The sequence below is a fragment of the Actinoplanes ianthinogenes genome (genome assembly GCF_018324205.1).
Taxonomy (GTDB): domain Bacteria; phylum Actinomycetota; class Actinomycetes; order Mycobacteriales; family Micromonosporaceae; genus Actinoplanes; species Actinoplanes ianthinogenes.
Map to the genome: position 1 here is coordinate 8,427,979 of NZ_AP023356.1, position 22,345 is coordinate 8,450,323.

Sequence of the window (22,345 nt, forward strand, 5' to 3'; positions counted from 1 at the left end):
CAGGGGGAGAGTGGTGCTGGAGGAGAGAGATCGTCGCGTCCTCGCGGACATCGAGCAGCACCTGTCCGCCGGCGATCCGGCGTTCGCCCGGCGGATGCGCTCCGGCGGCCCGCCTGCGTGTCCGTTTCCGACCGTGTCGGTGCTCTGCGTGGGAGCGTTCCTGTCGCTGCCCTTCCTGGGGCTCTTCCTCGGCCCGCGGGCGGTCCTGATCGCGATCAACGTGACCGCCGCGGTGATCATGGTGGTCCTGCTCTGCCGCCACCGCTTCTGACTCACGGTCCGCTTCCGGACCGGTCAGAGCGATTGACGGTACGCCCACCCCGCCGCGATCTCGTCGATCCGCCTCCGGGACGCCGGCCGCTTGTCGCGACCTCCGGGCCCGGCGAACTGCTCGGGGCCGCCGCTGATCAGCGCAGACGCGCCTGGATCCGGCGGTAGCCGACCTGCCACAGCGCGAGCAGCAGCAGCCCGGTGACCAGCACCCAGACCGGCAGGTGCGCGCCGAAGGCGCCGAGCAGCACCGCGCCGGCGGCCGGCGGCAGCGCCCACCCGAGCGTCCACCGCAGCGCCGCCCCGCTGATCCCGAGCGGTCCGGCCACCAGGAAGTACACCGCCGCGCCGCCGCACATCACCCAGCGCACCGCCGGGTCCGCATGCTCGGCCTCACCGGCCAGCCCACCCAGCCCGGCCGCGATCGCCACGATCGCCGCGGTGGTCAGATAGTGCACCGGCATGGTCGCCCGCAGCGCCCGGATCCAGGCCCCGGAGACCGGCGCGGCCGCCGAGCCGTATTGCAGGGTCAGCCACCACAGCGCCACCAGAAGACCAAAACCGGTCAACACCAAGAGCCAGGTTTCGTACGACCAGAGCGTCACGCCCGCGGCCTCGTTCACCAGCTGCGCGACCGCCTCGCCGAGCACGATGATGACGAAGAGCCCGAGCCGCTCACCCAGGTGCGGCCGGTCCGCGGTGACCGCGTGCGGCTCGGGCAGCACCGGGGGAGTGACCGTGGTCCCGAAACGGCGGGACAGCCGGGCCGTCCACCGGCGCTGCCGGCGATCGCGTTCCTCACGCTCCTCGGCGAGCAGCCGGTCCGGGTGCCGCGAGGCGAGAATCGTGTATCCGAGGTCGAACAGGATGCCGGCCAGCCACAGCCAGTACCGGACCGGCGCCTCGAAGCCGAGCGACGCCACCCACGGGATCAGCCCGACCGCCTGGTGCACGCCCGGCCACTCGGTCATCACCTCGCTGGACTTCTTCCACGAGGCGATCGCGAGCATCCGGCAGGCGACGTACGCGATGATGAACCGCTGCGGCCGGTCGTCCTCCACCAGCGGGGTCACCGAGGCGGCCATCACCGCGATGCCGAACATCGCGCCCAGCATGGTGACCAGCCGGATGCGGGTGGCGGCCACGTTCGCGTACAGGGTGAAGCCGGTCCAGACGCTCCACATCGCGTAGTAGAGGATCCCGAAGATCAGCAGCCGCTGGGCGTCCGGCTCGTGCAGCAGGTGCGCCAGCTGGGCCACCGCCGCCACGATCACCAGATCGAAGAAGAGCTCCAGCCAGGTGGCATGCCGCTCTTCCGCGGCCGATTCCGACATGGACCGGAACCTATCGCGTTTCGGCCCGCGTCTCGTTAGCGGGTGCCGCGGTGGTGAACCGCCGGGCATGGTGGATCAGCGGCCGGTCCTCCGGCCCGTGGAACACCTCGAGCACCGAGGCGACGACCAGCGTCGAGCCGCCGACCGGCAGCAGGTGCAGGGCGGTCCCGCGCAGCGCGGCGACCGCGTCGACCAGGATCGGCTCGCCGGTCGGCAGCACGCTCCAGCCCTGGTCCGCGGTGAACCGGTCACCGCCGCTGTGCGAGAACTCCCGGGCCAGCCCGGCGTGCCGGGTCCCGAGCAGGTGCACCACGAAGCTCGGCGCGGCGAGCAGCAGCCGGGCGGTGCCCGTACCCATGACCGAGAACGACAACGCCGGCGGATCGACCGAGACGGACGCGACGCTGGACGCGGTCAGCCCCACCGGCCCGTCCGGCCCGGCGGCGGCGATCACCGCCACGCCCGTCGGGTATCGGCGGAACGCGCCCTTCATCCGCTCGCCGACACCCGAGTCCCGTACCGTCTCCAGTTCCACGGCCAGAACGGTAAAACCTCAAGCCGACTTCATGTCAAAGCGTTGTTGATCACTCCGGTCGGTCCTCGCCCCGCCTTCTCGTCCGCCGGCTCAGGCACTATGTGAGCATGGATTCCGGTACGCCCACTGGTATGTCACCCGAGTCCCCGGGACGCATCGTCCGCGACCGGGACGCCGCCGGCCGCGCGAAGAACTCCCGCCCGCGCGACGGCCTGGGCCGCCCGCTGCCCCACGGCCTGACCGGCGTGCCGACCACCCCGGAGGATGTGGTGCTGCCCCCGGACGAGGCACTCCGCGAAGCCCAGCGCCTGCTCGACGCCGGCCGCCCGTTCCACGCCCACGAGGTCCTCGAAGGCGCCTGGAAAGCCTGCGACGACGACAACCGCGAATTGTGGAAGGGCCTGGCCCAGCTGGCGGTCGGCATCACCCACCTACGCCGGGGCAACGAGGTGGGCGCGGTCCGCCTGCTGACCCGAGCCGCCGACCGCATCGCCCCCTACGCCGAGAACCCTCCCCACGGCATCGCCGTCGCCGCCCTGACCACCTGGGCCCGAGACCTCACCCCCCAGATCGCCACCACCCCGATCCCACCCGACCGCCTCGCCCCACGCCTGGTGTCCGAGGCCTGAGCCGGGACCGCCTTCACCGCCCATCGCTGTCGGCATCCTCGACCGAGCCGGTGAACCGCCCGGAGGCCGGCGGCGTACCCACCTGTGTCAGGTATCCCGAGCGATCGATGGAGTCTCGGCATCCGCACGAGACGGGGAATCGGCGGTACACGGTGATCAGTGAAGCGCAAGAGCGCGACGTGGCACGCTTCAGGCGCGACTTGGAAGACGCCGTCGCTCACATCCGCCCTGGACAGCCGGTCACGGGAATGTCGTCCGTCGAAGGTGCGGATGCCTCCGGGACGGTGTACTGCGTGGTGGGCCTCGGCGGAGAGTTGATCCGGGTGGCGTTCTTCGACGGCTGGTGGGACGCGGTCGGGCCGGCCCGGTCCGGCGCCGCGGTGCTGGAGGCGCTCAGCCTCGCCAAGAGGAAGTCCGCGCTGGCCTGCGCGCTGTTGCAGCGCCGCCGGGTGCCGTTCGACATCTTCGGATCCGAAGCGCGGCGGGAAGCGGAGTCCCCGCGCTCTTACGCCCCGGTTTCCGGAGAACAACTGCTGTATCGGGCGGAAAAGGCCGCGGCCGAGATGGCGGCGCTGCGTCGTCTCATCGACGATCGGGACAGCAACCGAGAACGCGCGGTGGCCGGTCCACGCGGACTGTTCGTCGTGACCCTTCGCGGTGCACGGATCGTCTCGGCGTCGGCGAGCCACCGAGTGCATCCGGCGTCCGGGAGTGAACTGGCCGCGGATGCCCGCGACGCCCTGGTCGCCGCGCGGATCCGCCTCCCGCGGCGGGAGGAGACATGACCGACTTCGATTGGTACGACCCGGATGTGGTCGAGGTCGCAGTCGACGGTCTCCGCGAGGAGTCCAAGAAGTGGTTCGGCCTGGCCGACCGGATGACCGTCGTTGCCTCTCAGGCCCGGCTCCTCGCACTGGACAGCGTCGCCTTCGCCGTCACTGACGTCTCCGGCCGTGCCACGGCGGCCGATCTCCAGGCCGGATACGAGGCGATGCACAGCTGGCTGAGCAGGTTGTTCGGGGAGGCCTCCGACCAGTTCGATGCGATGGCCGTCGCCCTGTCGAGTAATGCCGACGAATATGAGAACGGGGACAACACGTCGGCTAAGACCTTCGACGACATCGCCACCAACGCATCCTGGAGGCGGACCGCATGACGCAGCCGGCGCCGGGCAGTACCGGCATCGACGACCACCCGTTCGACTCGAGGACCCTGGCCGCGTTCCAGACCGCCATGAACACCGTCGAGCAGGGAATCACCGACATTGATCTGCTGTGGAACGCACTCGTGGTGGGGGCCGATGACTTCCTGGCACGTACCCAGCAATACCTCGAGTCAGAACCGATGGTGGACAAGGTTCTGGAATGGTTCACCGGTGGGAGCTCGGAGGGCATTGCGGCCTTCCGGGGGCATCTGGCGACGGCGCATGACCGGGTCGAGGAGATTCTCCGGGCGCTGCGGAACGCGTTTGCCCATTCGCCGCCGGTGCTCGCGCTCTTCACTGTCGGCCTGGACTGGGCGACCAAGGTGAACGAGCCGCTGTCCGAGATCGGACCGGATCTCTCCGCGTCCGGGAAGATCGACTCGTGGCGGACGCCGGCCTACCTGACGTTCAAGACCCGGGTCCAGGACCAGAACGACGCGCTGACCGCGGTCGTGTCCAAGGTCAAGGCGACCAGCTTGTGGCTGGCAGACGTGGCCAGGGCGAACACGGAATATGTGACCGGGCTCGCCGAGCAGGCCAACGCGATCTTCGCCGCGCTGACCACTGCCGCGGCCGATCTCGCGGAGACCGCGGCGGGCGATGTTCCCGCAGCGCAGCAAGCGATGTTGCACCTGTCCGAATTCTTCGGGACGGTCGTCGAGGAACTCGGCAGATACCTGACGAACCTGGGGAATCGGCTCGCCGACGTCTTGCAAAGAATCAATGAGCTCGCCGTGGAGTATGGCGATCACACCGGCCTTCCCAGCGGGGGCCATTGGCCGGAGGCTGTCAAATCATCATGAAACGCATTCTCCTCACCGGACTTGCCGGCACCCTGCTCCTGGCCGGCTGCGCCAAGCCCGACCTTTCCCCGGTCGACCTGCCGCTGTCCGGGTCCGCGCCGTCAGGCCCGATGGAGTCGGCCCCGTCGTTGCCGCCGCCCAGTCATCACTGGAAAGGGCCGGCGACCAAGTGCCCGGTGCTCACCGGTAGCGCCGCGAAGGCGCTCGGCGTCGCAGGCAGCGGATCGCCGACCGACGAGTACTGGTCTGATCCACCGGTCACCGTGATCGCCTGCAAATGGGGTGTTCCCGACGGCCGGGGAAATACGGTCGAGGCGACCATCGTCATCAGTGAGCGGCAGGAGGCCACCGACGCCGGGTGGCGAGCGATGAGGGCGTACTGGAAGACACCGATCGCGGTCGGCGACATGGGTTTCGTCACCGACGAGGGATACGCGGTGGCGGTTCGCACCCGCTACGGAAACGCGGCCGGCACCATCCGCCTGCGACCGGCCGTCGGCGACACTGATCTGGCGCCGTTGTCGAAGGCAGCCGCGGAGATCAGCAACGACGTCCTCGACGACCTGGTCGAAGGGTGACCGCAGGGAATGAGGCTTCGGAGCCGCCGGTGGGCGGCTCCGAAGGGGATGAGTGGTGATCGAGCTGCCGCGGGTCAGTGCGGGCTGACGCGGACCTCCGGCGCCGGGAGGCCGTCGAACCACGCGGCTTCGCGCAGGGTGTCGAGCAGGCGCCGGCGGCCCGGGGCGTCCTGGCGGTCGATGAACAGGATGCCGTCCAGGTGGTCGGTCTCGTGCTGCATGCAGCGGGACAGGATGCCGTCGCCGACGACCTGCACCGGGTCGCCGTGTTTGGTGTATCCGCGGGCCAGCGTGTTCAGCCGGCGCTTGGTGTCCAGGTAGACGCCGGGGATGGAGAGGCAGCCCTCCGGGCCGTCCTGGATCTGCTCGTCGGGGAACTCCAGCACCGGGTTGACCAGGTGGTCGAGCCGGAGATCGTTGCCGGGCAGGTCCGGGTTGACGGCGAAGACCCGCAGGCTCACGCCGAGCTGCGGGGCGGCCAGCCCGGCACCTCGGGAGTCGGCGAGAGTCTCGGTCAGGTCCTGGACCAGCCGGTGCAGCTCGGCGTCGAAGGTGGTCACCGGCTCGGCGGGCCGGCGCAGCACCGGGTCGCCGATCTTGACTATGGGAAGCACGGTCACGAGGGAAACGCTACCGCGTCGCGACATGGCACGAATCCGCTGAACCGCGGTCGCCGGCCCGGTGTAGTCGCAGGGAAAGAGGCGGCTGTCGATGAGGTCAGGGGTGGTGGCGATGCGGGTCCTGTTCCGTCCGCAGTGGTGGTGGCGTCTGCTGATCGTGGCGGCCGGGATCGCCGGCATGTGGAGCTACTTCCAGCATCTCGACGACTTCATCACGATCGGTGTGCTGATCGCGATCGGCTACTACAGCGGGGCGCTCTACTGGATGCATCGGCGCCGGACCACCGAGGCCGCCGCGCCCCGGCTGCGGGCCGCGCTGGCCTCCTGGTCGCTGCTCGGGCTGGTGCTGTTGCACGTCCTGGCCCGGCCGGGTGACCCGCTCGACGGTCTGATCGGCGACAACCCCGCGAATGTGGTCGTGCACTGGTCGTTCTTCCTGACCTATTACGTCGTGCCCGGCATGGTCGTGCTGGACTGGCTGCTGTTCCGGCCCTACGGCGCGGCCCGCTGGCCGGACGTCTTCCTCCGGCTGCTGTTCCCGCTCGGCTACGTTGGCCTGCTGCTGGGCCGGACGGTGCTCTTCCCCGAGGTCCGGATGTACACCGGGATATACCCGTTCTTCAACCCGCGGGTGCGGACCTGGGCCGAGATCGGCGTTCTCGTGCTGGTGCTGAGCGCCGGCTATCTGCTGCTCAACGTGCTGCTGGTCGGCTTCGACCGGCTGCGTCGCCCGCGCGTGACGACCGCCGCGCCGCCGGCCTGGCCCGCGACCGCCGTCCCGCCAGCCGCCGACTCCACCTACCCGACCTGGCCGGGCTTCACGGTGCCGACCGGCCCCGCCGCGCCGGCCTGGCAGCAGAACGACGAGATCTGGCGGCCACCGGCCACCCGATGAGAAGCGGGTGTGCGCGGGACCGAACCCGGGTACCGCGCAACCGTGGACGTAGACCAGTCGCGAGTGGATCAAGCCGCTGCCACCCGTACGAAAAAAAGCTCTGACCATGGCGAAAGCACCTGGACGGTGATCGTCGCGGTGGCCGCGAACGCGGCCATCGCGGTCGCGAAGATCGTGGCGGGCCTGCTCACCGGCAGCGCGTCGATGTGGGCCGAGGCCGCGCACTCGATCGCCGACACCGGCAACGAGATCCTGCTGCTGGTCGGGCTGAAGCGCTCGCTGCGCGAGCCGGACCGGAAACATCCCTTCGGGTACGGGCAGGAGCGGTACTTCTGGACCTTCCTGGCGGCCCTCGGCATCTTCCTGATCGGCGGCGTCCTGTCGATCGGCGAGGGCGTGCGCAGCCTGCTGCTGCCGGAGCCGGTGGAGTCCCTCTGGGTCGGCATCGGGGTGCTGGTGGTGGCCGCCGGGTTCGAGAGTTACTCCTGGTACACCGCGCACAAGCAGCTGCGCAACGAGGCCCGGGAGCGGGACCGGTCGATGCGCCACCACCTGCGGCACGCGTCCGACCCGAGCGCCACCACGGTCTTCCTGGAGGACACGGCCGCGCTGATCGGCCTCGCGATCGCGCTGGTCGCGCTGGTCCTGCACGCGGTGACCGGCTGGGCCGGCTGGGACGCGGTCGGCAGCATGTCGATCGGCCTGCTGCTGATCGTGGTCGCCTACCTGCTGGCCCGGCGGTCGAAGGGGCTGCTGCTGGACGAGTCGGCGCCGGCCGACATCCTCGACCCGATCCGGGAAAGGGTCGAGGCCGAGCGGTGGATCGCCGAGATCAAGGATCTGTACGCCGTGTGGGTCGGCCCGTCGCAGCTGCTGGTCAACATGTGGGTGACCCCGGTCGACGAGGACCGGCTCGTGGAGCGCGTCAGCGGCCTGCGCCACGAGCTGCTGCGGGACGACATCATCGCCCAGGTCACCGTGACCGTCACGACCTGAGAAGCGTCCGGGCGCTCGCCGCTACCGACTGGTCGGCTGTCGCGACACCGGGGATGGAGCCGCCAGTGAAATGGCCTTGGCCGATCCGGGATGCTCGGCCAGGATGCTGATCATGACGAGTGAGCAGCGGGTGGTCGGCTATGGCGGCCTGTGGGCGCGGCCCGAGGACGATCCGCGGTGGAGCGGGAAGCCGGTCGGCGAGCTGGCCACGATCCGCGAGTACCTGACGAACTATCGCAGAACACTGGCCCTCAAGTGCGAGGGGCTGACGCCGGAGCAGCTGGCCGCCCGGTCGGTGCCACCGTCGACGATGAGCCTGCTGGGCCTGGTCCGGCACATGGCCAAGGTCGAACACGTCTGGTTCCGGATCGCGTTGCAGGGCAGCGACGAGGCGCGGCTGTTCTGGTCGGACGACGTGCGGGACGTGGACTTCGACGGGGCGGTGGCGGATCCGGCGGTGGTCGCGGAGGCGTTCGCGGCGTGGGAGGAGCAGATCGCCGCGGCGGACGCGTGGCTGGACCAGGCCGACGATCTCGGGGCGGTGGTGACGTTGTCCTGGAACGGGGACACCGCGAGCGTGCGGGACATCCTGATTCACATGATCGAGGAGTATGCGCGGCACTGCGGGCACGCTGACCTGCTGCGGGAGTGCATCGACGGGCGCACCGGCCAGTAGGTTCGCCGCCGGGTCCGCGATCCTTCCGATCGTCGATTGACGGTACGCCCGGAGCCCCCTGATCCTCGGTCCGCGGGCCGAGGCGGTCCCGCGCCTGCCCGCGGACCCGCCGTACCGTAAGGGAATGTGATGCGGCCCGGTGGCGCGGCGAACCGCGACACCGGGCCGGGCCTCAGGACGCGTAGGTCTCGAACTCCGCGACCTTCGGGGTGCCGGACGCCCCGGTGATCCTGAAGGTGATCTTGGTGAGGCTGGTCGCCGGGAAGGTGATCACGCCGGCGCCGGTGCCGGACTTGAGGACCGCGCCGGTGGTGCCGTTGAGGACCTGGTACGAGCCGATCACGCCGGCGGTGATCTCACGGATGGTGATCCGGGAGACCGTGGTGGCCGAGCCCCACTTGATCGAGATGTCGCCGGTGGTGCCGCTCGGCGACCAGTACGTGGTCAGGCTGCCGTCCTTGACGTTGCCGTAACTGGTGCCGCTCGCCTTGCTCGACCCGTCGGCGCCGGCCCCGCTGCTCAGGCTGAGGTTGGTGCCGCTGGGCTGGGTCGGTGTCGTGCTCACGGTCGGACTCGGGGTGGGGCTGCTGGTCGGGCTGCTCGTCGGGCTGGTGGTCGAGCACTTGCCGTCGGAGGTCTTGAGGCCGGTGTTCGCGCCCGCGGTCGCCTGCACGATCGCCGGCACGCAGGACGCGCCGTCCGGCGTGAACGAGTACGGGATGCTCACGCTGGTGTTCGAGACCGGGTTCGGGCCGGCCGGGGTCTCGTCCTCGGCGGCCTCCCAGGTCACGTTGTCGAAGATGTTGCCGGAGACCTGCCAGTATCCGGGCAGGTCGGTGTAGAACGTGCCGAGCGGGTTCCGCGAGTCCTTGAAGTAATTGCTGTCCACCCGGGCCTTGCCGCCGGCGCGGGCGTTGATCCCGGACTCGTTCAGTGAGTGGTAGTAGTTGTTGTAGATGTGGGCGGTGGCGCCGCGCAGCAGCGGCGTGCGCGAGTCGATGTTCTCGTACCAGTTGTGGTGGAAGGTGACCGGCCCGTTGGCCAGGTCGCTGTCGCTGGAGCCGACGAGCCCGCCACGGCCCGAGTTGCGCAGGATGCTGTAGGACAGCGTCACGTAATTGGTGTTGTCCTTCATGTCGAACAGGCCGTCGTAACCCGCCGACTCGCCGCCCGAGGCGATCAGCGTCGCGTGGTCGACCCAGACGTTGTGCACGTCGGTCTCCATGCCGATCGCGTCGCCGCCGTTGGAGGTCGGCGAGCCGGATTTCTTGACGTTCTGCACGGTCACGTTCTGGATGATGATGTTGCTGGCGTTCCGGATGTGGATGCCGAGCTGGTCGAAGACCGCGCTGCCCACGCCGACGATGGTGACGTTGCTGACGTCCTTCAGCTCGATCTTGTCGGCCGCGGTGTTGCAGCTGCCGCCGGAGACCTTGGTCGTGTTGCCGTGGTTGATCGTGCCGGTCACCTCGATGGTGATCGGCGTGCTGCTGCTCGCCCGGCTGCACAGCGCCTGATGGATCTGGGTGCCGGTGGTGGCCCGGACCGTGGTGCCGCCCGCGCCGCCGGTGGTGCCGCCGTTGACACTGGCGAACCCGGTGGCGGTGCCGGTCACGGCCGCCGAGGCCTGGGCGTTGGGCAGGACGAGGGCGATCGCGCCGGCGGTGATCGCGGTGCCGGCGGCAGCGGCCAGCCGAAGTCTCTTCATCGGTTCGCGCTCCTGGGGATGAGGCATTGGGATGCGGGAAAGCGCTTTCCTCACCGAGTATGGAGCGGCGTCGATTAACGCACAAGAAACTTCGTCGTTTGCATTTTGTTGCATTCCGCGGGCCGCCGGGCGGTGCGCCCGGCGACCCGCGGATCAGCCGGTCAGCCGATCAGGAGCCGGTGGGCGCTGACGGCTTCGCGTCGGTCCACCCGATCGTCAGGAAGGTCTCGTTGCTGGTCTTGACCGCTTTCCCGGCGCCGGCGTCGGTGGCGTCGTACCCGCGGGCGAACACCCGGTGGCTCACGGGGTCCAGGATGATGGAGTTCGACTCCTCGACGGTGGAGCCGCTCCGCGCCAGGGTGATCCGGACGCCGTCGCGGCCCTCGGCGTCCTTGACGTGATCCTGGAAGGTGATGCCGGGCAGGTCGGCGATCACCTGGAACGCCGCGGCGCGTACCGCGGGCGGTGCCGGGACCTGCACCAGCAGGTCGGTCATCGCCCGGAAGAGGTTCGCGTCCCCGGCCGGAGTGCCCGGGAGCGCGGCGTCGGCGCGCTCGACGATCCGATCCTGGAACAGCTTCCTCAGCCGGGCCGGGTCGGCGGGCAGCGCCGTGACCTCGATCGTGTCGAAGCCGCCCAGGCTCTGCAGGAACAGCGAGGCGGACATCGTCTCCAGGGTCGCCCTGCCCGGGGCCGCCCGGAGCGTGCGATGTCCGTCCGCGTTGTCCGAGGTGACTCTCCAGGTGGTCGGCTTGCCGTCGGCCGCCCACTTCGCCGCGTCCTGCGGGGAGAGCGGGCGGTACCCGAGGTCGCGCCGGCCGACCCAGCTGGTGTCCTGTGGATCCCTGGCGAGCCAGTATCCGACGACGGCCCGGTTGACCAGGTCGTAGCCCGGGACGTGGACCGGGCCGTATCCGGTGACGGTCTCGGTGTGCCAGTACCTGCCGGCCTTCTCGGCGCCGGCCGTGGAGGCGGCGGCCAGCAGGAAGTCGTGTGCTCTCGGCTGCCCGGCCGGCGCGGCCGCTCCGGCGTGCGGATCGCGGGGTGCCGGGTCCGGTTGCCCGAGCGCGAACGCCAGCACCGCGGCGGTCACGGTGACGACGGCACCACCCGCGGCGAAGGTCGGGCGGAGCCGGCGCCGGTCCGGGCGCCGGTCCATCGCCGCGGTGAGCTTGTTGCGCGCCTGGAACGTCGCCTGCGGAGTCGGTCCGGGCGCGTCGAGCACCTCGCGGATGAGCTGAAGGTCGTCGTTCATCGGATGGCTCCTGAGCTGTCACGGGTGGGGTCGGCGCCGCCCAGCGCGGCACGGACGGCTTTGCGGGCGCGGTTCAACCGGGAGGCGACGGTGCCCTCCGGGATGCCCAGGGCGATGCCCACCTCCGCGTAGCCGAGGTCGGCGAGGGCGACGAGAAGGAGAACGTCCCGGTCGGCTGGTCGCAGCGCCCGCAGGGCCACGGCGAGTTCGCGCTGGACGACGCCGGCCGCCACCCGCGAGAGGATCCGGTCGTGGTCGTTGTCGGCCGGTTCGGCGTGCGAGCCCACGCGACTCAGCGCCCGGTAACGGCGCTCCTCGTCGCGGTGGTGCCGGCGGATCAGGTTGGTGGCGATGCCGTAGAGCCAGGCGCGTGCCTGGTCGGCCTGGTGCAGTGTGCCCTGTTTGCGGAACGCCACCAGGAACGTCTCGGCGGCGAGGTCGTCGGCGTGGGACGCGCTCAACCGGCCGGCCACGTACCGGTAGATCTCCCCGTGATACCTGTCGAAGAGGTCGGTGAACCGGTCGGCCGGTACGTCGCGCGACTTGATCACCACCATGGGCGGGTCCATTGGATAGTCACGGTTGTTAGTGCCCGGAAGCCGTCGAAGCCTTCACGCGCCGATTGTGCCGAAGAAGACGAACAGGCCGCCGGAAGCACCGGCGGCCTGTCACCTGTCAGCGGTCAGCGTTTGCCCCGCCGCGCGGCGGTCTTCTCGTCCTTGACGCCGGCGGTGAGCAGCGTGCCGTCCGCCGACTCCAGGTGGGCGCGGACGAACCAGTGGAACTGCTCCAGCTGCCCGGCCTGTGCGATGAGCAGGTCCTGGGTGACCGGGTCGGGCTCGTCGGTCTTCTCGATCGCGGCGCGGTGCGACTCGATCACACCGGTGTAGACCACGTCGAGTGCGGCCAGGTGCGAGTTGGTGTCGGCCCGGCCGATCGCGTAGTCGTCCCAGGACCGCTGGGCGACCAGCGCGCCCGGCGTGCCGGTCGGCGAGCCGCCCAGCGTGGCGATCCGCTCGGCCAGGTCGTCGACCATCTCGCGGACCGCGTCGACCTGCGGGTCGAGCATCTGGTGCACCGCGATGAAGTGCGGGCCGACGACGTTCCAGTGAACGTGCTTGAGCGTCAGCGCCAGGTCGTTCAGGGCGTTGAGCCGGTCCTGCAGCAGGGCGATGACGTCGCCGGCGACGTCCGGCTTGATCCCCGGAACGGTGTAGCTCGGGCTGGTCGTGGGTTGCGTCTTGCGTGCGGCCATCGGTTCCTTCACTCCTTCACCAGGGTTCACCTGGGCAGTGCCCCGCCGGCCCGGGGACAAAACAGCGATTGGCCGGCGTCACAACGGGTACGCGCGGGCGATGGGTGAGCGCAGAGTCGTGGTGGTGGGCCAGCTGGCGCGTGACGTCGTCGTCCAGGTCGGGGCGCTGCCGGAGCCCGGGACCTCGGCGGACGTCACCGGCCGGCGGGAGACGCTCGGCGGCAAGGGCGCCAACCAGGCGGTCGCGGTCGCCCAGCTCGGGCAGCCGGTGAGCCTCGTGGCGGTGGCCGGCGACGACGTCATCGGCGACCACCTGCTGGCGCAGGCGGTGGTGGACGGGATCGACGTCCGCACCGTGGTCCGCCGGGCCGGGGCGCTCAGCGGCCTGATCGTGGAGGTCCTCGAGTCCGGCGGCCGGTGGCGTTACCTCCAGCATCTGCCCGAGCCGGTGCTGCTGACCCGGGCCGACGTGGCGGCGGCCGGCGCCGTGCTGAAGGGTGCCGCGGCCGTCCTGGTCCAATTGCAGCAACCGGCGGAGGCCGCCCGCGAGGCTGCCCGGCGCGGCCGGGAGGCGGACGCGCTGGTGGTCCTGGACGGAGTGGCCGACGCCGAACTGGCGGCCATGGCCGACGTGGTGCGCGCCGACGAGCACGAGGCGCGGCTGCTGCCGGATGACCTGCTGACGCTCGGGCCGCGGCTGGTGGCGCTCGGTGTGGACGGCGGGAACCGGTTCTTCTGGCCGGGTGGTGAGGTCTTCCTGCCGCATCCGGCCGGGTCCGCGGTGGACACCACCGGGGCCGGGGACGCGTTCACCGCGGCGCTGGCGGTGGCCCTGGTGCGCGGGGAGCCGCCGGAGTCGGCGGCCCGCCGGGCGGTGGACGCCACGGCGCAGACGGTGGGCCGGCCCGGTGGCCGGCCCGCCCTGCGGCCGTGGTGATGCTGCTCAGACTCGCTGCGTCTCGGTGGTGGCCGGGTGCAGCTCGGCGGTCGTGGACCGGACGAAGCGGCCGGTGCTGGTGCTGCGGTGGACCACGTGGTCGCCGCTGCCGGCGCCGACGTGCTCGGTGGCGGTGGTCCGGGGTTCTCGTTCGGCGGTGGTCTGCTTGACGAAGCGGCCGGAGCGGGCGCTGCGGTTCACGTCACGTTCCTTGCGGGCCATTGCCGGTGCCTCCTGTCGATCGGGGGATGCTGTCTGAACGTGTTCCCCGCCGGGCGTCCCGGAAACGCCGCGACTTGCGGACCGGCCGGATCACGCCGGGACGATGGTGACGCCGGCGTCCCGCAGGGCGCTCAGAGCCGGGTGGTCCGGGGCGGCGTCGGTGATGATGCCGGTGACCTCGGCCGGGGACAGGACCGTGAACGGTGAGGCGGTCCCGACCTTCTCGGCGCTGGCCAGCACGTAGGTGTCGGCGGCCCGGGAGGCGAGGGTGCGCTTCATGGCGGCCTCGTCCGGATCGCCGGTGGTGAGGCCGGCATCCTGGTGCACCCCGGTCACGCCCAGCAGGAACAGGTCGGCGGAGATCGCCCGGGCCGCCTCCGCGGTGGCCGCGCCGCAGGTGACGGCGGAGTGCTTGAAGAGACGGCCGCCCAGCACGAAGACGTCGACGGACGGGTGCTCGACCAGCGCGGCGGCGACCGTGGGGCTGTGCGTGACGACGGTGGCGGCCAGGTCGCGGGGCAGGGCGGCGGTGACGGCGAGCGCGGTGGTGCCGCCGTCGAGCAGGACGGTGGCGCCGGGGCGGATCAGCGCGGCGGCCGCGGCGGCGACCCGCTCCTTGCCGGCGGTGGCGACCGTGGTCCGGGTCGCGTAGTCGGCGGCCGCCGGGGAGACCGGCAGCGCCCCGCCGTAGACCCGCTGGCAGAGCCCTGCGGCGGCGAGCTCGCGCAGGTCCCGCCGGATCATGTCCTCGGTGACGCCGAGCTCGGCGGCGATCTCCTTGGCCACCACCTTGCCGGCGGTGCTCAGGCGGGACAGCAGCACGTCGCGTCGCTCGGCGGCCAGCATCCGTGTTTCTCCTCATTATTGTCGACTGTTGCGCGTTTCTGAGTGTACGGTGCCGCCATGACGATGGGTGACGCGGGACGGGCCGGGGTCGACGTTCCGGATGCGCGGGGGCGGGTCGGGCTGGACCGGGTGGGGCGGGACCTCACCGGCAACCCGGACGTGGTGGTGCGGGACGTCGAGCTGGTCGCGGCGGCGTGGCACGTGCTGCGGCGCACGACCTATGACTTCCGGCGGCGGGACGGGACCTGGAGCCGGGAGCAGCGGGAGACCTACGACCGCGGGGACGGGGCGACCGTGCTGCTCTACGACCCGGATCGGCGGACGGTGCTGCTCACCCGGCAGTTCCGGTATCCGGTGTATGTGAACGGCCACCCGGACGGGATGTTCGTGGAGACGGCGGCCGGGTTGCTGGACGGCGACGACCCGGCGGCGGCGATCCGGCGGGAGGCGAGCGAGGAGCTCGGGGTGGTCGTCGGCGAGCTGGAGCCGGTCTTCGCGGTGTGGACCAGTCCCGGGTCGGTGACCGAGCGGGTGCACTGTTTCGCGGCGCCCTACTCGGCGGAGTCGCGCACCGGCGCCGGTGGCGGGCTGGCCGAGGACGGGGAGGACATCGCGGCGGTGGAGGTGGCGTTCGCGACCGCGCTCGCCCAGATCGAGAGCGGCGAGATCGCGGACGCCAAGACGATCCTGCTCCTGCAGTGGGCCGCGCTGCGCGGCCCGTTCCGGCCGGGACGGATCAGCCCCGCAACTGCTGGATCTTGTCCTTGAACAGGGTGGTGGCGATCGACGCCTTGTTCGGCTGACCTTTGAGGAACGACGCGGCGAACTTCTTCGCCTGCTCGTAGGTGACCTTGCCGGGCAGCGGCGGCTCGTCCGGGTTGACCGCGACGTCGAGCAGGGCCGGGCCGTCGAACGCGAGGGCCTCGGCGAGCGCGCCGGCGACCTCACCGGGCTTCTCCACGCGTATCCCGAATCCGCCGCACCCCGAGGCCCACCCGGCGAAGTCCGGCAACGGCTCGCCGAAGCGGACCCCGTGCTCGGGGAAGCCGAGCACCATCTGCTCCCAGAGGATCTGCCCGAGCGAGTTGTTGTTGTTGATCACGACCTTGATCGGCAGCCGGTAGCGCACCGCGGTGTGGAACTCGGCCATCAGCATCGCGAACCCGCCGTCCCCGACGTACGCGATCACCTGCCGCCCCGGGAACGCGTGCTGGATGCCGATCGCGTACGGCAGCCCCGGCGCCATCGTCGCGAGCGTCCCGGACAGGTAGAACTCCCGCTGCCCGCGGATCTGCCAGTGCCGCGCCGCCCAGGTCGCGATGGTGCCCGAGTCGCAGCACAGCACCGCGTCGTCGGCCGCCTGCACGTCCAGCTGGTGGGCCAGGTACTGCGGCGCGATCGGGTCCCGTTCGGGCGACTCCAGAGCCGCCATGGCGTGCTGCCAGTCGGCGAACCTCTCCTGATAATCCCGCAGGTGGTCACCGTCCTTGCGGTCCAGCAGCGGCAGCAGCCCTTCGAGGGTGACCCCCACGTCGCCGACCAGCGGCAGGTCGGTCGGTATCCGGGTGCCCGCCCGGGTCGGGTCCAGCTCGACCTGCACGACCCTGGCCTTGCCGGGTTCCGGGAGGAACTTCGTGTACGGGAAGTTCGTCCCCAGCATCAGCAGCGTGTCGGCCTCCTCCATCAGCTCCTCGCTCGGCTTGGTGCCGAGCAGGCCGAGGCCGCCGATCACGTACGGCGAGTCGTCCGGGACGACCATCTTGCCGAGCAGCGACTTCACGATCGGCGCGCCGAGCTTCTGCGCGGCCTCCTCGACCAGCTGCCCGGCGCCCCGCGCGCCGATCCCGGCCAGGATCGCGACCTTCCGCCCGCCGTTCAGGATGTCGGCGGCCCGTCGCAGGTCGTCCTCGGCGGGGCGAACCGTGGGGGACAGGTGGACCGGGGAGGTCGCCGGCGGCCGGACCGGCGCGACCGTCTGGTACGGGTCCGCGTGGGCCGGCGCGATCTGCACGTCGTTCGGCACGGTGAGGTGGGCGACGCCCCGGCGCGCGTACGCGGTCCGGATCGCGATGTCGACCACTGCCGGCAGCTGCGCCGGGTTCATCACCACCTGGTTGTACTCGGTCACGTCCTCGAACAGCCGGTCCAGCGCCACCTCCTGCTGGTACGCCGTGCCGAGCACGCTGCTCTCCTGCAACCCGGTGATCGCCAGGACCGGGGCGTGGTCGAGCTTCGCGTCGTACAGTCCGTTGGCCAGGTGCACGCCGCCCGGACCGGAGGTGGCGAGACAGACCCCGATCCGGCCGGTCGCCTTGGCGTGGGCGGTCGCCATGAACGCCGCCGCCTCCTCGTGGTGCACGAGCACGAAGCGGACCTTGTCGGCGTGCCGGCGCAACCCCTCCATGATCCCGTTGATGCCGTCGCCCGGGATGCCGAACACGGTGTCGACGCCCCAGGCGGCCAGTCGCTCGATCAGGACTTCGGAAACAATCTCAGCCACGCAGGGCGCGTACCCGCTATCCCGCGGCCCAATCATCGAGCGCTTTCGCCGTGAGCTCGCGCCCGACATCGATCATCTCGGCCGCGCGGTGGAAGTCCATCACCCGGCAGGCGCTCACCGGGATGGCGATCTGGATGTCCGGCGGCAGCCCGGCCATCCGGTAGCGGGCGATCAGGTCCTGCATCGCGTCCAGCGACAGCGACAACACGTCGGCGATCCGCAGATCCGCCGGAAGCACCTCGGCCATCACCTCACCGACGGCCCCGGCCGCCTCGGCGCCCGCCGCGGCGCCAACGGCCGCTTCGACGGCCGCTGCCCCGGCGTCCGCCGCCTCGCTGATCGACGGCTCCGCGGCCGGCCGCCGGAACACCTGCCGCAGCCGCACCGCCCAATCCTCCAGCCAGTGCGACTCCGCGGTGGCCCGCACCGGCGCCGCCGACTCCGACGGGGTCCGCGGGGCCTGCAACGACACCGCGATCGTCAGATCCGCCCCCGCCGCCGCGGTCGGCTCGATCGGCACCGGATTCAGCATCCCGCCATCGGCCAGCAACCGTCCATTGATCACCACCGGCGTGATCACCCCGGGAATCGCGATCGACGCCCGGACCGCCGACCGTAACGGCCCCTTCTGGAACCACACTTCGCGCCGGGCCGCGATGTCGGTGGCCACCGCCGTGTACGGGATCGGCAGATCCTCGATCGCCACGTCGGTCAGGAACTCGTTCAGCCGATTGACCAGCCGATCCGCCGCCATCGCCCCCGGCGAGGCCCACTTCGGATCGATCAGCCGCAGGACGTCCCGCTGCTTGAGCCCCGAAGCCCAATCCGCGAACTCACTGATCCGCCCGGCCGCCAGCACCCCGCCGACCAGCGCCCCCATCGAGGACCCGGCCACCGCGGCGACCTCGAACCCGCGCTCGGCCAGCACCTGCACAGCCCCGATGTGCGCATACCCCCGAGCCCCACCGGACCCGAGAGCCAACGCCACCCGCCTAGTCCGAGCCATGCGCCGATGCTAACGACCGCACCCACCACCGGACCGCTTTCGATCAAACCCGATCCGGTACGCCCTGGTGCCCGGACAACCGCACCCACCCCCACCGTGCCTACCCGCGACGCCCGCGACCCCCCCGGACCGCTGCGCGAGCTCCGGGCTGGATCCCGGCTCCAGGAAACCGGCTCACGCGTACCGAAAGTGGATCTGACCGGACGGGGAAGCGGTCGTGAGCCGCCCCGGTGGTGGGCTTTCCGCGAGTGGCTGGTAGTCCTTTTCCAGCATTCAGGGGAGGAACCATGACTCACGGGCCCGAGCAGGCCATGCCCAACCCGGCGCGCCGGCCGCGTGCCCTCACCCCGCAGGAGCTGGGCTTCACCCCGGCCGAGCCGGTCGCCTGGCTGTCCCCGGTGCAGCTGGCCGGGACCGGGCTGCGCGTCGCGCTCTCCTCGATCCAGGGTGGCTACCTGGACAAACGGGAGTTGCAGGCGGCCTTCCCGGACGACGTGCACCGGGAGGTCGGTCCGGACGGCGACTGCTGGATCGACTTCGTGGCCGACCTCGGGGACGGGTTCGACGCCACGTACTCGATCGCGTACCTGCTGGCCCAGGAGAAGCTGACGGTCGGCGAGCGGGAGCTGCCGCGCGGGCAGGCGCTGGTGCTCGGCGGCGACGAGGTGTACCCGACGCCGAGCGCGGAAGGATACGAGAACCGGCTGGTCGGGCCGTACCACGCGGCGCTGCCGGCCACGCCGCCCGGCGGCGACGGGCCGGCCATGTACGCGCTGCCCGGCAACCACGACTGGTACGACGGGCTCACCGCGTTCCTGCGCCTGTTCACCGGGACCCGGCGTACCGGCATCGGCGGCTGGCGGCTGCCGCAGCACCGGTCGTACTTCGCGATCGAGCTGCCCGGCGACTGGTGGCTGCTCGCGCTGGACGACCAGGACTCCACCTACATCGACGACCCGCAGCTGGCGTACTTCAGCCGGGTCGCCACCCGGTTCGGCCCGCAGTCCAAGGTGATCATCTCGTCGGCGAGCCCGACCTGGGTGCAGGGCGACGACGTGCCGCAGGTCTACGCCTCGCTGGACTACTTCGTCCGCGCGGTGATCGAGCCGACCGGCGCGGCGATCCGGCTGATGGTCTCCGGCGACTGGCACCACTACGCCCGGTACAGCAACGAGAACCGGGACCTGATCACCTGCGGGGGCGGGGGCGCGTACCTGTTCCCCACCCACCAGCTGCCGGAGACGATCGAGGTCCCGCCGGCCGGCCTGCCGTCCCCGTCCGAGCGGGAGAAGTACCGGCTGCGCTCCCGCTTCCCCGGCAAGCGCATGTCCCAGGCCTACGCGGCCAGCATCTTCGCCCGCCTGCCCAAGGACAACCCGAGCTTCATCGCCATGGTCGGCGCCCTGCACACCGCGATGATGCTGGCGCTCAGCGGCGTGATCCAGAGCGGTTTCGGCAGCCCGTTGCAGAAGTTCTCGCTGGTCCCGCTCTGCATCCTGATCGCCGTGGTGATGGCCGGGACCTACGGCTTCGCGCACCTCAGCGACTCGGTGCTGGGCCATGTCCGCCGCCGCGCTCTCGGCCTGCTGCACGGCGCCGCCCACCTGGGCCTGACCGCGCTCGGCACCTGGGCCTGGTGGGAGCTGCCCCTGCACGACTGGCCGTGGCCGTGGTCGCTGATCGCCGCGCTGGTCGTCTACGGCGCCGCCGCCGGCCTGGCCGCCACCGAACTGACCGCCGTCTACCTGCTGATCGCCGCCCGCTTCAATGTCAACATCAACGAGCTCTTCTCCGCGCAGGGCATCATCGACTCGAAGTCCTTCCTGCGCCTGCACATCACCGCCGACGGCACCCTGACCATCTACCCGATCGGCGTGCGCCGCTCCGCCCGCAAGTGGGCCGCCAACCCGGACGGCGCGCCGCACGAGCCCTGGGTCGTCCCCGCCGGCCGCCTGCGCCCCCACCTCATCGAGGAACCCATCGTCCTCACGGCCGAGGCCCCGCTCCCGGCCCGCTGACCACGCCCGCCTCGCTCACGGCCGCGTTCCCTTCCGGTCAGATCCGTTTCCGGTACGACCTGAGCACCGTCCCGCCGAGCGTCGCCGGGACCGCGGTCCTGGAGCCGGGACTCAGCCCGGAACTGCCCAGCGGTCAGGAGTGGGGCGGGCGTGGCGTGGGATCACGGTTCGGGGCAGCCGCTTCTGTTCCGCTCCCAGGTCGTACCGGAAGAGGGTCTGACGGCGACCGGGAGGCGGACCGGGACCACCGCGGGGCGCGGCCGGGTGGTGGCGATAACCTCAGGCACAGGTCGCGGGGGAGGACTGGCTTGGGGATCGAGGAGGACCTGTTCCTGCTGCGGGCTTACGAGCCGGTGGCCAGGTTCACCGAAGGGGAGTGGTTCTACCCGGTCTCCGTCGAGCGTTACGTGAGCCGCGCCGGCCTGTGGCGGGCCACGCCGGGTGTCGGCCCGCAACGGGTGGCCGCGGCCGGTGAGCTGACCCTGGACACGCTCGCCGCGGCCGGCGGCGGCGCGCTGTCCGGGATCGACGGCACCGAGAAGCACCTGGCGCACATCCCGCTGCGGGAACGCCCGCCGCACCTGCGCCGGGCCAGCCGGCTCGCCTCGGTCGGCCCGACCGCCCGGCTGGTCGACGCGCTGAACCGGTTCTCGCTGCTGTTCCGCGGCAGTCTGCCGGGCGGCAGCGCGGCACACTCGTTCCTGCTCCAGCGCGATCACCTGGAGCCGCACAAGCCCACCTACTACGGCCGGGTGCTGCGCGACGGCCCGTGGATCGTGTGCCAGTACTGGATGTTCTACAGCTTCAACAACTGGCGGTCCGCGTTCGGCGGCGTCAACGAGCACGAGGGCGACTGGGAGCAGGTCACCGTCTATCTGGACGGGACCGGGGTCACCGATCGGGACGGTCTGCCGCCGGCCCGCTGGGTGGTGTTCTCCGCGCACGACGAGGTCGGCGACGACCTGCGGCGGCGCTGGGACGACCCGGATCTGACGCTGGCCGAGGACCGGCACCCGGTGGTCTTCGTCGGGGCCGGCTCGCACTCCGGGGCGTACCTGCCCGGCGACTACCTGATCACGGTGAAGCCGCCGAAACTGCGCGGGCTGGTCACCGCGCTGCGCTGGTCGGCGCGGCTGCTGGCGCCCTGGTCCGGCGAGGACCGGCAGACGCTGGGGATTCCGTACGTCGACTACGCCCGCGGGGACGGCCGGGCGATCGGGCCGGGACAGGACGAGGGCTGGCACCCGGTGCTGATCGGCGACGACACGGCGTGGGTGCGCGACTTCCGCGGGCTGTGGGGCCGCGACACCCAGGACCGGCTCGGCGGGGAACGCGGGCCGGCCGGTCCCCGCTACTCCCGGGACGGGCAGGTGCGGCCGGCGTGGGCGGATCCGGTGGGCTGGGCGGGGCTGGCCAAGGTCGTACCCAATCCGGCGGCCGAACGGAAGCTGGTCGCGATCCGTACGCAGAAGAACGCCGACCGGCTCGCGGCCCTGGACCGCGAGATCGGCGCCCTGCGGGACGACCTCGCGGTCGCGGCGGCCGGCCTGCCCGCCGCCGCGCCCGAGGTGCGCGCCCTGGCCGGCGCGGAGCATCGCCTGCTCGGCCTCCAGATGGAACGCACCCGGCTCGCCGACGAGCAGCAGCGGACCGCGACGGCCGGCCCGGTCGCCCAGGACCCGCACGCGCACCTGCGCCACCGGCGGCTGCCGATGGAGACCGCGACCGGGCTGCGCGGCCGGGCCCGCTCCTGGTGGGCGGTGCTCAGCACGCCACTGATCCTGTGGGCGATCGGCGCGCTGGTGTCCCCGCTGCCGATCAAGGGCAAGCAGACCGCGCTGATCATGCTGCTCACGTTGCTCGTGGTCGAGGGCCTGGTCCGGGCGAAGCTGCTCGCGGTGCTGCTGCGGCTGCTGCTGGCCGCCGTGCTGATCGCGGCCCTGGTGCTGCTCTGGTTCGACGGCTGGCTGGTGGTGAACTTCGCGTTCTTCTTCGCCGCCGTGCTGGTCCTGCTGATCAACATCCGGGAGGCCTGGCGCCGCTGAGGCCGCGGGTTAG

General features: G+C 71.4%; 24 protein-coding genes. 13 read left to right on the forward strand and 11 right to left on the reverse strand.

Translation table 11 applies throughout. From position 1 onward, the window contains the following. Positions 1-13 precede the first annotated feature (13 nt). Positions 14-271 carry a DUF3040 domain-containing protein gene (locus Aiant_RS37935; RefSeq protein ID WP_189331447.1) on the forward strand — a complete coding sequence of 86 codons (258 nt, stop codon included), beginning with the start codon at positions 14-16 and terminating at the stop codon, positions 269-271. A 136-nt stretch (positions 272-407) separates the two neighbouring features. Here Aiant_RS37935 and Aiant_RS37940 read toward each other — a convergent pair whose 3' ends face one another. Together Aiant_RS37940 and Aiant_RS37945 are read right to left on the reverse strand one after the other, a co-directional pair. Beyond that, entirely contained in the window at positions 408-1,604 is a 1,197-nt protein-coding gene (locus Aiant_RS37940; protein ID WP_189331446.1) for a low temperature requirement protein A, read from the reverse strand. Between the two features lie 10 nt (positions 1,605-1,614). Continuing rightward, entirely contained in the window at positions 1,615-2,139 is a 525-nt protein-coding gene (locus Aiant_RS37945; protein WP_212846654.1) for a flavin reductase family protein, read from the reverse strand. A gap of 131 nt (positions 2,140-2,270) precedes the next feature. Between Aiant_RS37945 and Aiant_RS46735 the strand changes: the two genes are divergently transcribed. The 5 genes from Aiant_RS46735 (at position 2,271) to Aiant_RS37970 (ending at position 5,353) form a co-directional block, all read left to right on the forward strand. Then, positions 2,271-2,768 carry a DUF309 domain-containing protein gene (locus tag Aiant_RS46735; protein WP_189331445.1) on the forward strand — a complete coding sequence of 166 codons (498 nt, stop codon included), beginning with the start codon at positions 2,271-2,273 and terminating at the stop codon, positions 2,766-2,768. Positions 2,769-2,920: 152 nt separating this feature from the next. Further along, complete coding sequence (locus tag Aiant_RS37955) at positions 2,921-3,553, forward strand: hypothetical protein (protein ID WP_189331444.1); 633 nt, start codon at positions 2,921-2,923, stop codon at positions 3,551-3,553. Further along, positions 3,550-3,924 carry a hypothetical protein gene (locus Aiant_RS37960; protein ID WP_189331443.1) on the forward strand — a complete coding sequence of 125 codons (375 nt, stop codon included), beginning with the start codon at positions 3,550-3,552 and terminating at the stop codon, positions 3,922-3,924. Before Aiant_RS37955 ends, Aiant_RS37960 begins: the two co-directional genes overlap by 4 nt. Continuing rightward, positions 3,921-4,775, forward strand: a complete 855-nt coding sequence (locus tag Aiant_RS37965; protein WP_189331442.1) for a hypothetical protein — start codon at positions 3,921-3,923, stop codon at positions 4,773-4,775. Before Aiant_RS37960 ends, Aiant_RS37965 begins: the two co-directional genes overlap by 4 nt. Continuing rightward, a complete protein-coding gene (locus tag Aiant_RS37970; protein ID WP_189331441.1) occupies positions 4,772-5,353 on the forward strand; it encodes a hypothetical protein in 582 nt (193 codons plus the stop codon). Before Aiant_RS37965 ends, Aiant_RS37970 begins: the two co-directional genes overlap by 4 nt. 74 nt (positions 5,354-5,427) lie before the next feature. Here Aiant_RS37970 and def read toward each other — a convergent pair whose 3' ends face one another. After that, positions 5,428-5,973, reverse strand: a complete 546-nt coding sequence (gene def / locus Aiant_RS37975; RefSeq protein WP_189331440.1) for a peptide deformylase — start codon at positions 5,971-5,973, stop codon at positions 5,428-5,430. A 112-nt stretch (positions 5,974-6,085) separates the two neighbouring features. Here def and Aiant_RS37980 point away from each other — a divergent pair, with 112 nt between their 5' ends. From Aiant_RS37980 to Aiant_RS37990, 3 genes are all read left to right on the forward strand, one after another. After that, on the forward strand, positions 6,086-6,868 hold the full coding sequence (locus Aiant_RS37980) for a Pr6Pr family membrane protein (protein WP_189331439.1): 783 nt from the start codon (positions 6,086-6,088) through the stop codon (positions 6,866-6,868). Positions 6,869-6,994: 126 nt separating this feature from the next. After that, a complete protein-coding gene (locus Aiant_RS37985; protein ID WP_229830218.1) occupies positions 6,995-7,864 on the forward strand; it encodes a cation diffusion facilitator family transporter in 870 nt (289 codons plus the stop codon). 112 nt (positions 7,865-7,976) lie between these two features. Next, positions 7,977-8,540: a DinB family protein gene (locus Aiant_RS37990; RefSeq protein WP_189331437.1), complete on the forward strand. Its 564-nt coding sequence runs from the start codon at positions 7,977-7,979 to the stop codon at positions 8,538-8,540. Between the two features lie 172 nt (positions 8,541-8,712). Here the strand turns inward: Aiant_RS37990 and Aiant_RS37995 are convergent, their stop codons facing one another. From Aiant_RS37995 to Aiant_RS38010, 4 genes are all read right to left on the reverse strand, one after another. Next, positions 8,713-10,248, reverse strand: a complete 1,536-nt coding sequence (locus Aiant_RS37995) for a pectate lyase family protein (protein WP_189331436.1) — start codon at positions 10,246-10,248, stop codon at positions 8,713-8,715. Positions 10,249-10,417: 169 nt separating this feature from the next. Then, positions 10,418-11,503 carry a CU044_5270 family protein gene (locus Aiant_RS38000; RefSeq protein ID WP_189331435.1) on the reverse strand — a complete coding sequence of 362 codons (1,086 nt, stop codon included), beginning with the start codon at positions 11,501-11,503 and terminating at the stop codon, positions 10,418-10,420. Then, entirely contained in the window at positions 11,500-12,060 is a 561-nt protein-coding gene (locus Aiant_RS38005) for an RNA polymerase sigma factor (protein WP_229830216.1), read from the reverse strand. The genes Aiant_RS38000 and Aiant_RS38005 overlap by 4 nt, the downstream gene beginning before the upstream one ends. A gap of 125 nt (positions 12,061-12,185) precedes the next feature. Continuing rightward, positions 12,186-12,758, reverse strand: a complete 573-nt coding sequence (locus Aiant_RS38010; protein ID WP_189331433.1) for a Dps family protein — start codon at positions 12,756-12,758, stop codon at positions 12,186-12,188. 100 nt (positions 12,759-12,858) lie between these two features. On the opposite strand from Aiant_RS38010, the gene Aiant_RS38015 reads away from it, so the two are divergent. After that, positions 12,859-13,695, forward strand: coding sequence for a PfkB family carbohydrate kinase (locus tag Aiant_RS38015; RefSeq protein ID WP_189331432.1), 837 nt, complete (start codon positions 12,859-12,861; stop codon positions 13,693-13,695). A 6-nt stretch (positions 13,696-13,701) separates the two neighbouring features. On the opposite strand, the gene Aiant_RS38020 is transcribed toward Aiant_RS38015, so the two are convergent. Both Aiant_RS38020 and Aiant_RS38025 read right to left on the reverse strand, forming a co-directional pair. After that, on the reverse strand, positions 13,702-13,896 hold the full coding sequence (locus tag Aiant_RS38020; protein ID WP_229830214.1) for a hypothetical protein: 195 nt from the start codon (positions 13,894-13,896) through the stop codon (positions 13,702-13,704). Positions 13,897-14,007: 111 nt separating this feature from the next. Further along, positions 14,008-14,763 (reverse strand): DeoR/GlpR family DNA-binding transcription regulator, encoded by a 756-nt coding sequence (locus tag Aiant_RS38025; RefSeq protein ID WP_189331430.1) that lies wholly within the window; start codon positions 14,761-14,763, stop codon positions 14,008-14,010. A gap of 57 nt (positions 14,764-14,820) precedes the next feature. Between Aiant_RS38025 and Aiant_RS38030 the strand changes: the two genes are divergently transcribed. After that, on the forward strand, positions 14,821-15,531 hold the full coding sequence (locus Aiant_RS38030; protein WP_189331429.1) for an NUDIX domain-containing protein: 711 nt from the start codon (positions 14,821-14,823) through the stop codon (positions 15,529-15,531). Here Aiant_RS38030 and Aiant_RS38035 read toward each other — a convergent pair. Together Aiant_RS38035 and Aiant_RS38040 are read right to left on the reverse strand one after the other, a co-directional pair. Continuing rightward, positions 15,500-17,263 (reverse strand): thiamine pyrophosphate-dependent enzyme, encoded by a 1,764-nt coding sequence (locus Aiant_RS38035; RefSeq protein ID WP_189331428.1) that lies wholly within the window; start codon positions 17,261-17,263, stop codon positions 15,500-15,502. The two genes, Aiant_RS38030 and Aiant_RS38035, sit on opposite strands and share 32 nt — an antisense overlap. Positions 17,264-17,279: 16 nt before the next feature. Next, positions 17,280-18,269 (reverse strand): patatin-like phospholipase family protein, encoded by a 990-nt coding sequence (locus Aiant_RS38040; protein ID WP_189331427.1) that lies wholly within the window; start codon positions 18,267-18,269, stop codon positions 17,280-17,282. Between the two features lie 287 nt (positions 18,270-18,556). On the opposite strand from Aiant_RS38040, the gene Aiant_RS38045 reads away from it, so the two are divergent. Both Aiant_RS38045 and Aiant_RS38050 read left to right on the forward strand, forming a co-directional pair. Beyond that, positions 18,557-20,287, forward strand: a complete 1,731-nt coding sequence (locus tag Aiant_RS38045) for a metallophosphoesterase (RefSeq protein WP_189331426.1) — start codon at positions 18,557-18,559, stop codon at positions 20,285-20,287. Between the two features lie 308 nt (positions 20,288-20,595). Further along, positions 20,596-22,332 carry a hypothetical protein gene (locus Aiant_RS38050; protein ID WP_189331425.1) on the forward strand — a complete coding sequence of 579 codons (1,737 nt, stop codon included), beginning with the start codon at positions 20,596-20,598 and terminating at the stop codon, positions 22,330-22,332. Positions 22,333-22,345 lie beyond the last annotated feature (13 nt).

What these genes read in the sequence shown, in the direction of transcription:
- Aiant_RS38045 (WP_189331426.1), top strand. Translation starts at nt 18,557, where the DNA reads ATGACTCACGGGCCCGAGCAGGCCATGCCCAACCCGGCGCGCCGGCCG.
- Aiant_RS37990 (WP_189331437.1), top strand. Translation starts at nt 7,977, where the DNA reads ATGACGAGTGAGCAGCGGGTGGTCGGCTATGGCGGCCTGTGGGCGCGG.
- Aiant_RS37940 (WP_189331446.1), bottom strand. Translation starts at nt 1,604, where the DNA reads ATGTCGGAATCGGCCGCGGAAGAGCGGCATGCCACCTGGCTGGAGCTC.
- Aiant_RS37980 (WP_189331439.1), top strand. Translation starts at nt 6,086, where the DNA reads ATGCGGGTCCTGTTCCGTCCGCAGTGGTGGTGGCGTCTGCTGATCGTG.
- Aiant_RS37970 (WP_189331441.1), top strand. Translation starts at nt 4,772, where the DNA reads ATGAAACGCATTCTCCTCACCGGACTTGCCGGCACCCTGCTCCTGGCC.
- Aiant_RS37995 (WP_189331436.1), bottom strand. Translation starts at nt 10,248, where the DNA reads ATGAAGAGACTTCGGCTGGCCGCTGCCGCCGGCACCGCGATCACCGCC.
- Aiant_RS38005 (WP_229830216.1), bottom strand. Translation starts at nt 12,060, where the DNA reads ATGGTGGTGATCAAGTCGCGCGACGTACCGGCCGACCGGTTCACCGAC.
- Aiant_RS38030 (WP_189331429.1), top strand. Translation starts at nt 14,821, where the DNA reads ATGACGATGGGTGACGCGGGACGGGCCGGGGTCGACGTTCCGGATGCG.
- Aiant_RS38010 (WP_189331433.1), bottom strand. Translation starts at nt 12,758, where the DNA reads ATGGCCGCACGCAAGACGCAACCCACGACCAGCCCGAGCTACACCGTT.
- Aiant_RS38025 (WP_189331430.1), bottom strand. Translation starts at nt 14,763, where the DNA reads ATGCTGGCCGCCGAGCGACGCGACGTGCTGCTGTCCCGCCTGAGCACC.
- Aiant_RS38000 (WP_189331435.1), bottom strand. Translation starts at nt 11,503, where the DNA reads ATGAACGACGACCTTCAGCTCATCCGCGAGGTGCTCGACGCGCCCGGA.
- Aiant_RS37965 (WP_189331442.1), top strand. Translation starts at nt 3,921, where the DNA reads ATGACGCAGCCGGCGCCGGGCAGTACCGGCATCGACGACCACCCGTTC.
- Aiant_RS38015 (WP_189331432.1), top strand. Translation starts at nt 12,859, where the DNA reads ATGGGTGAGCGCAGAGTCGTGGTGGTGGGCCAGCTGGCGCGTGACGTC.
- Aiant_RS37960 (WP_189331443.1), top strand. Translation starts at nt 3,550, where the DNA reads ATGACCGACTTCGATTGGTACGACCCGGATGTGGTCGAGGTCGCAGTC.
- Aiant_RS38040 (WP_189331427.1), bottom strand. Translation starts at nt 18,269, where the DNA reads ATGGCTCGGACTAGGCGGGTGGCGTTGGCTCTCGGGTCCGGTGGGGCT.
- Aiant_RS46735 (WP_189331445.1), top strand. Translation starts at nt 2,271, where the DNA reads ATGTCACCCGAGTCCCCGGGACGCATCGTCCGCGACCGGGACGCCGCC.